Genomic DNA, 6,448 nt, shown 5'->3' with positions numbered 1-6,448 from the left:
CGAAGATCGACACCCGCGCGATTAGCTCAGCGGGAGAGCGCTTCCCTGACACGGAAGAGGTCACTGGTTCAATCCCAGTATCGCGCACGGACACCGAAGCCCCCGGCCGTTTCCACGGCCGGGGGCTTCGCCCGTTCCTCCGGTCAGGAGGAGAAGAGCATGTGGCCGAACCCCCTGTTGTGATGACCGTGATGGCCGCCGTGCCCGCCATAGTGGCCGCCGCCATGCTGCTGCGGGGCGCCCCAGACGGGAGCCTGCGGGGCGGCCGGATATGCCTGCGGCGCCGGTGGTGCGGGCGGGACCTGCTGTCCCCACTGGGACTCGAGGCGGGTCAGCGACTCGAGCTCGCCGTGATCGAGAAAGATTCCCCGGCAGCCGCTGCACTGTTCGATCTGGACGCCGTTGCGGTTGTACGTGTGCATCGGTGCATGGCATTTGGGACACTGCATGCTCGGCTCAACTCCTCGCCGTCGGTTGGGACGCGTTCACCCTACGATGACGGCTCGCACGCCAACTCGGCCGGGAGCGCGGCAATTCGGGAACACGAGTCCAGCATGATCCGCTCGGCGTCGTCGAGCGGCCGGTCGGCTTCGGCGGACTTGGCCAAGGCCAGGGCAGCGGTCTGCACGGTCAGCGCCCGCGCCGGGACGTCGAGTTCGGGCCAGGGATCGCCGCTGGAGTGTACGGCAGGTCCGCCGGCACCCCGGTAGGCGGCCAGGAACCGGGCCCAGACGTCCGGGGGCAGCAGGCCCGCCGCGTACCAGGCGGCGGGGCGGGCCAGGTCCCAGGCCGGGTCGCCGACCCCGAGGTCGTCGATGTCGATCAGCAGCCAGGGGCCGTCCGGGGCCGGGTGTCTGACGAGCTGACCCAGGTGCAGATCGCCATGGCAGAGCCGGGCGGCCCGGGACAGCGGTGCGGGGCTCTCGTCACGGGCCCAGCCGGGGAGGTTCCGCCAGGCGGCCAGTACCGGTCCGGCCGTGCTCGCGGCGGGCCGCGCTGCCCGCATACGCGCCAGGGCGCGGGCCGCCTTCGCGGGGCCACGCATCGGCGGCAGCGGGCCCGGCAGCGTGCCGGGCGCCACCGTGTGCAGCCGGGCGAGCAGCACGGCCGCCTCTTCCCAGGGCGCGGCATCGGGGGCGGCCGGGTCGACGGGCGTGCCGTACGGCCAGGCGGTCACCGGCCGGGAGACACCCGGGGCGGGGGGCGCCAGCGGGGGCAGCAGGATACCCGCGAGCGCGGGATGAGCGGCGACGGCCACCCGCACCGCGAGAGCGACGGGGTCCGAGTCCGGTGCGTGCGCTTTCGCCACGGCGTTGCCGTGCCGCACCACCGCGCCGTCCGGGCGGTCCGCGAGGACGGCGGGGTCTGCCCCGCAGCCGGAGCAGGACGAGTGTCCCGAGAGACGACCGGGCAGGCGTCCCGGTGGGTGCGCGGCGCGCTCGGCGGCGATGGTCAGAGCACGGACGAGAGCGGGATCGGCCACGGTCTCCTCCGGTCCGGTGCGACTGACTCGCGGGGATCTGCCCGCGGAGCGCTCTGCGCGGTACTTCCCCGTGTGGAGCTTCCCGCATCGGTGCTGGGGGCGAGCCTACGTGGGATCCCCCGGCCGCACCGCGCGACGACCCCGGACAGCGCGATGTCCGGTCAGCTCCCCAGCTGACCGGACAAACGCTGCCGTCCGCCGCACCCCCGTCCCCACGGGGCTGTTGGCCGGATGTCCCTGGCCCGGACCGCTCTCCGGGCCCGGGGCGCCGCTCAGCGCCCCAGCATCACGCCCACGGACGACGCCTGTGTGACCACCGCCTGCCAGCCGCCGAAGGCGACCATGAGCAGGGCCGCGACGGGGAGGACCATGGCGGTCGCCACCAGCGGGTGGCGGGTACCGGGCCGGCGAACGCCGAACGCGGCGAATGCCTTACGCCCCTGCGTGCGGATCATCGTCCGCGATGCCGTAGCCGCCATGGTCCCTCTCCTGTCGAGTTGGCCTGTCGAATTGGCAAGCGGCGGGTGTCGACCTCGGGGGACGAGTGCTGCACCCGCCGCTTGACCTCAAATCTAGGCCCGCTCGCAGCACCGGTCGTCATGCCCGCGTACCGATTGCCGGGCCTCCCGGAGGATGAGCCGTCGCCTGCCGATCTACTCCCCTGGGTGGAGACCCGTGTCCGGGCCTTGGGGTCTTCCCGGAGGGGTCACCCGTACCGCTTGCCCGACGCCCTCCCCCGGGGCCGGCGGAATAGTGACTTCGCTCACTTCCCGTACCCCTGCGTGGGCCGTGCTTCCGGTCCGATCGCCCGCCCGCACGGCCTCCGTTTCCCGGTTGCCAGGGGGGCCTCCGGCGGGCACTGCCGCCGTCGTCCGGCGACCCCTCATCGATCCAATGCCCTTTCTGCGACGGACCCTTGACATCCTGCGGGGAGCAGCGGCCCTGGCACCACGCTCTCCTGACCGCTGTTCAGCTCCGGTCGGCGGCGCCGACAATCCATCGGGCCGTGAGGGCGCGGCCTATGAGCACGCCGGGCCGAGGGTACGTAAGCTGTGCCTCGTCAGACGGACCGGGCAGCGGGGATGGACATGGCGATGATGCGGCTCCGGCGCGAGGATCCGCGTGTCGTCGGCTCGTTCAGGCTTCACCGACGGCTGGGCGCGGGCGGTATGGGGGTGGTGTACCTCGGCTCCGACCGGCGTGGACAGCGGGTGGCGCTCAAGGTGATCCGGCCGGACCTCGCGGAGGACCAGGAGTTCCGCTCGCGTTTCGCGCGCGAGGTGTCGGCCGCCCGTCGGATCAGGGGCGGCTGCACGGCACGGCTGGTCGCGGCGGATCTCGAAGCCGATCGCCCATGGTTCGCGACGCAGTACGTTCCCGGGCCTTCGCTGCACGACAAGGTGGCCGACGAGGGGCCGTTGTCGGCCGCCGAGGTGGCCTCCATCGGCGCGGCGCTCTCCGAAGGCCTGGTGGCGGTGCACGAGGCCGGCGTCGTGCACCGTGACCTCAAGCCGTCGAACATCCTGCTCTCGCCCAAGGGCCCCAGAATCATCGACTTCGGCATCGCCTGGGCGACCGGCGCCAGCACCCTCACACACGTGGGTACGGCGGTCGGCTCACCGGGGTTCCTCGCGCCCGAGCAGGTGCGGGGCGCCCTCGTGACGCCCGCCACGGACGTTTTCGCGCTGGGCGCCACCCTGGCGTACGCGGCGACCGCCGACTCGCCCTTCGGGCATGGCAGTTCAGAGGTGATGCTCTACCGCGTCGTCCACGAGGAGCCTCATCTGTACGAGGTGCACGACGCACTCGCTCCGCTGGTCAGGGCGTGCCTCGCCAAGGACCCGGACGACCGGCCCAGCACGCTGCAACTGTCCATGCGGCTCAAGGAGATCGCGGCCCGCGAGGCGCAGGGGATTTCGGAGAGCAGGCCGCCCGGGCAGCGCCGCGCGGCGGAGGCGGACCGGCCCACGGGGCGGCTCGCCCCGTCGCAGACCGAGCAGTACACCCAGCGGCGTGCGGAGGGCGCGCCGACACCACGGCCGCAGGCCGCCCGTCCGGCGTCTCCGCGCAGCGGCGCCCGCCCGCCTGCGTCCCGCGGCACGAACCGCTCCACGGGTCGGACGAACGGCCGCCCGGGCACGCGTCCCGGCACCCGTCCGGCCGCGTCGGGACGGCGCCCGGGGCCCAGCCCGCGGATGCTGCGGCAGCGGCTGATCGTGTTCGTCGTGGTGACGCTGATCGTGCTGGTGGGCATCGCGGCGGCGCAGCAGCTCTGAGTCCTGTGCCCGGGCAGTTCGGCGGGCGGCCCGTCGCGACGGCGCACCCGGCGGCGGCTCACGGAAGCGGTGACGCGAAAACGGTGGCCGCTGTGATCACCGCCAGGTGCGTGAGTGCTTGCGGCAGGTTTCCGAGGAGCTCGCCGCTGCTCGGGTCGATCTGCTCGGTGTAGAGGCCGAGATCGTTGGACCTGCTGACGAGGTCGTTGAACAGTTGGCCGGCCTCCTCGGTGCGTCCGGTGCGGTGCAGCGCTTCGATGAGCCATCCGGAGCAGGCCAGGAAGGCCCCCCTCCTTGTCCTGCTGTCCGCTGTAGCGGTACAGCAGGCAACCTCCGGCCCCGAGTTCGGCGCGGACGGCTTGGATGGTGGTGAACAGACGGGGGCCGTCACCGGCGCAGAAGCCGGTGCGTGCGGCGAGAAGGGTGGCGGCGTCCAAGTCGTCCGTGTCGGGGTGAGAGGTGTACGACTGTTTCACTTCCGACCAGCAGTGCTGGTTGATCCATGTCCGGATGGCGTCCCGCTCCATACGCCAGCGCCGCGCGTGGGGGCTGGTCAGTTGGCCGGATGAGGCCAGCTGAACGGCTCCGTCCAGCGCCGCCCAGCAGCCGAGTTTGGAGCTGGTGTAGTGCTGCTCTTCGCCGAGCTCCCAGAAGCCGGCATCGGGTGGTGCGCGAATTCGCCGCCCGCGGGTACGACGTGGCCGTGCTCGCTCGGGGCCGGGCCGGCCTGGAGGGTGCGGTGTGGCCGACGTCGAGGAGGCCGGCGGCAGTGCGCTGGCCATCCCCACCGACGTGGTCGACCATGCTGCGGTGCGAGAGGCCGCCGGGCGGATCGAGCAGGAGCTCGGGGAGATCGACGTCTGGGTCAACGTGGCCTTCGCCGGGTCGCTCGCCTTCTTCTGGGACACCTCGCCCGAGGAGTACGAGCGTATGACCCAGGTCACCTATCTGGGCCAGGTCAACGGCACCCGAGCCGTGCTGGAGCACTTGCGGCCCCGCGACCGCGGCGTCATCGTCAACGTCGGCTCGGCCATGGCGTACCGCTCCATCCCCCTTCAGTCCGCCTACTGCGGGGCCAAACACGCCGTGAAGGGCTTCACCGAGTCGGTCATGACCGAGCTGATCCACGAACGGAGCAAGGTCAGGGTCTGCATGATCCAACTGCCCGGCCTGAACACCCCGCAGTTCAACTGGAACCTCAGCCGGATGCAGCGGCACCCCATGCCCGTCCCTCCCGTCTTCCAGCCGGAGCTCCCCGCCAAGGGCATCGTGTTCCTGGCCGAGCACCCCCGCCGCAACCTGTGGGTGGGCCTGTCCACCGCCTACACCGTCCTGGGCGAGCGCCTGGCCCCCAAGCTGCTGGACCTGTACCTCGGACGCACGGGCGTCAAGAGCCAGCAAACCGGCAGGGACGCCCCCCGCTGGGAACCGAACCTCTATCAGCCCTCCGACGGCCAGAACGACCGTGGCACACATGGTGCCTTCAACAGCCAGGCGCACCCGAAGGAACCGGTGCTGTGGATGTCGCAGCGCCGGCGCGGCCTGATCTGCGGTCTCACCGCTGCCGCCCTACTCGGCCTGGCCGCCCGATCGCTTTCGGCGCAGTGCGGGCTGCGGTTTCGCGGACGCGGGGGCAGTGTGGTCCGACCGAGGGTGCGGGTGGCCCGGGGCCGCCGATGGGCCGGGCGGCGAGCGCTGAACGCGATCCGCTGAGCAGCGACGCCGCACGACACGCACGGACAGGCCACCGCCCGCACCGGGCACGGGGCGTGGCCGCACGGGATCAGGCGACGCGCGGCCGGGTGGCGTAGAAGGCCACCGCGGCGGCGGCTGCCACGTTGAGGGAGTCGACACCGGCATCCATCGGGATGCGGACGTGCTCGTCGACCACGGCGAGGGTCCCGGGGGCCAACCCGGCGCCTTCCGTGCCGAAGACCAGGGCGAGTTTGTCGTCCTTCCGCGCGGCGAGTTCGTCGAGGGTGATCGCTCGGTCGCTCAGGCAGAGCGCGGCGACCGTGAAGCCCGCGGAGCGCAGGACCTCGACGTCATTCGGCCAGAACTCCAAGCGAGCCCACGGCACCTGCAGGACGGCCCCCATCGAGACCTTCACGGACCTGCGGTAAAGGGGATCGGCACAGCGTGGGGTGAGGAGAACCGCGTCGACGCCGAGGGCAGCGGCATTCCTGAAGGCGGCCCCCAGGTTGGCGTGGTCGACGATGTCCTCGAACACGGCGACCCGCCGAGTCGTACGCTTCGGCAGACCCAAAGGCAACACCGCGCCGATGTCGGTGTGGTCGTTGACCGACTCCATGACGACGATCCGGTGGTCCGCCCCCAGCAGCTCCGACGAGCTCGGCAGCGGTTTGCGCTGCATCGAGGCGAGGGCCCCGCGGTGCACGTGGTAACCGGTCACCCGCTCGGCGAGCGCCGGGGTCACCGCGTACACGGGGGCCGGGACCTCGTCGATGACATCGCGCATCACATCGACCCATTTGGCCGACAGCAGCATCGAGCGCATCTCGTAGCCGGCCTGTCGGGCTCGCCGGATGACCTTCTCGCCCTCGGCGATGAACAGTCCTTCGGCGGGCTCCCGCTTGCGCCGAAGTTCGACGTCGGTCAGTCCCGTGTAGTCGCGCAGGCGGGGGTCTTCGGGGTCGTCGACGGGGATGAGATCTGCCACAGGGTGATA

The 6,448-nt window shown here is 71.9% G+C and carries 7 protein-coding genes, 1 tRNA gene and 1 pseudogene; 3 read left to right on the top strand and 6 right to left on the bottom strand.

What is annotated here, in order from left to right:
* Positions 1–15: 15 nt before the first annotated feature.
* A tRNA-Val gene (locus tag AB0M87_RS19675) sits at positions 16–87 on the top strand.
* A 56-nt stretch (positions 88–143) separates the two neighbouring features.
* On the opposite strand, the gene AB0M87_RS19670 is transcribed toward AB0M87_RS19675, so the two are convergent.
* The 3 genes from AB0M87_RS19670 to AB0M87_RS19660 all read right to left on the bottom strand — a co-directional run bounded on the left by AB0M87_RS19670 (position 144) and on the right by AB0M87_RS19660 (position 1,962).
* Positions 144–449, bottom strand: coding sequence for a zf-TFIIB domain-containing protein (locus AB0M87_RS19670; protein ID WP_365854534.1), 306 nt, complete (start codon positions 447–449; stop codon positions 144–146).
* A 41-nt stretch (positions 450–490) separates the two neighbouring features.
* Positions 491–1,414, bottom strand: coding sequence for an aminoglycoside phosphotransferase family protein (locus AB0M87_RS19665; protein ID WP_365854812.1), 924 nt, complete (start codon positions 1,412–1,414; stop codon positions 491–493).
* Positions 1,415–1,755: 341 nt separating this feature from the next.
* Positions 1,756–1,962, bottom strand: a complete 207-nt coding sequence (locus tag AB0M87_RS19660; RefSeq protein ID WP_365854532.1) for a hypothetical protein — start codon at positions 1,960–1,962, stop codon at positions 1,756–1,758.
* Between the two features lie 609 nt (positions 1,963–2,571).
* Between AB0M87_RS19660 and AB0M87_RS19655 the strand changes: the two genes are divergently transcribed.
* Positions 2,572–3,759, top strand: a complete 1,188-nt coding sequence (locus tag AB0M87_RS19655; protein ID WP_365854810.1) for a protein kinase — start codon at positions 2,572–2,574, stop codon at positions 3,757–3,759.
* Positions 3,760–3,817: 58 nt separating this feature from the next.
* Here the strand turns inward: AB0M87_RS19655 and AB0M87_RS19650 are convergent, their stop codons facing one another.
* On the bottom strand, positions 3,818–4,150 hold the full coding sequence (locus AB0M87_RS19650; protein WP_365854530.1) for a glycoside hydrolase family 15 protein: 333 nt from the start codon (positions 4,148–4,150) through the stop codon (positions 3,818–3,820).
* Positions 4,113–4,541, bottom strand: a pseudogene (locus tag AB0M87_RS19645) (glycoside hydrolase family 15 protein); the annotation flags it as partial. The gene AB0M87_RS19650 and the pseudogene AB0M87_RS19645, both read right to left, overlap by 38 nt.
* Between AB0M87_RS19645 and AB0M87_RS19640 the strand changes: the two are divergent.
* Positions 4,501–5,472, top strand: a complete 972-nt coding sequence (locus AB0M87_RS19640; protein ID WP_365854528.1) for an SDR family oxidoreductase — start codon at positions 4,501–4,503, stop codon at positions 5,470–5,472. The pseudogene AB0M87_RS19645 and the gene AB0M87_RS19640 sit on opposite strands and share 41 nt — an antisense overlap.
* A 70-nt stretch (positions 5,473–5,542) precedes the next feature.
* Here the strand turns inward: AB0M87_RS19640 and AB0M87_RS19635 are convergent, their stop codons facing one another.
* Positions 5,543–6,439, bottom strand: coding sequence for an RNA methyltransferase (locus tag AB0M87_RS19635; RefSeq protein ID WP_365854526.1), 897 nt, complete (start codon positions 6,437–6,439; stop codon positions 5,543–5,545).
* Between the last annotated feature and the right edge of the window lie 9 nt (positions 6,440–6,448).

The organism is Streptomyces sp. NPDC051320 (genome assembly GCF_040682175.1).
Taxonomy (GTDB): Bacteria; Actinomycetota; Actinomycetes; order Streptomycetales; family Streptomycetaceae; genus Streptomyces.
This window is presented reverse-complemented; position numbering and strand designations above follow the sequence as displayed.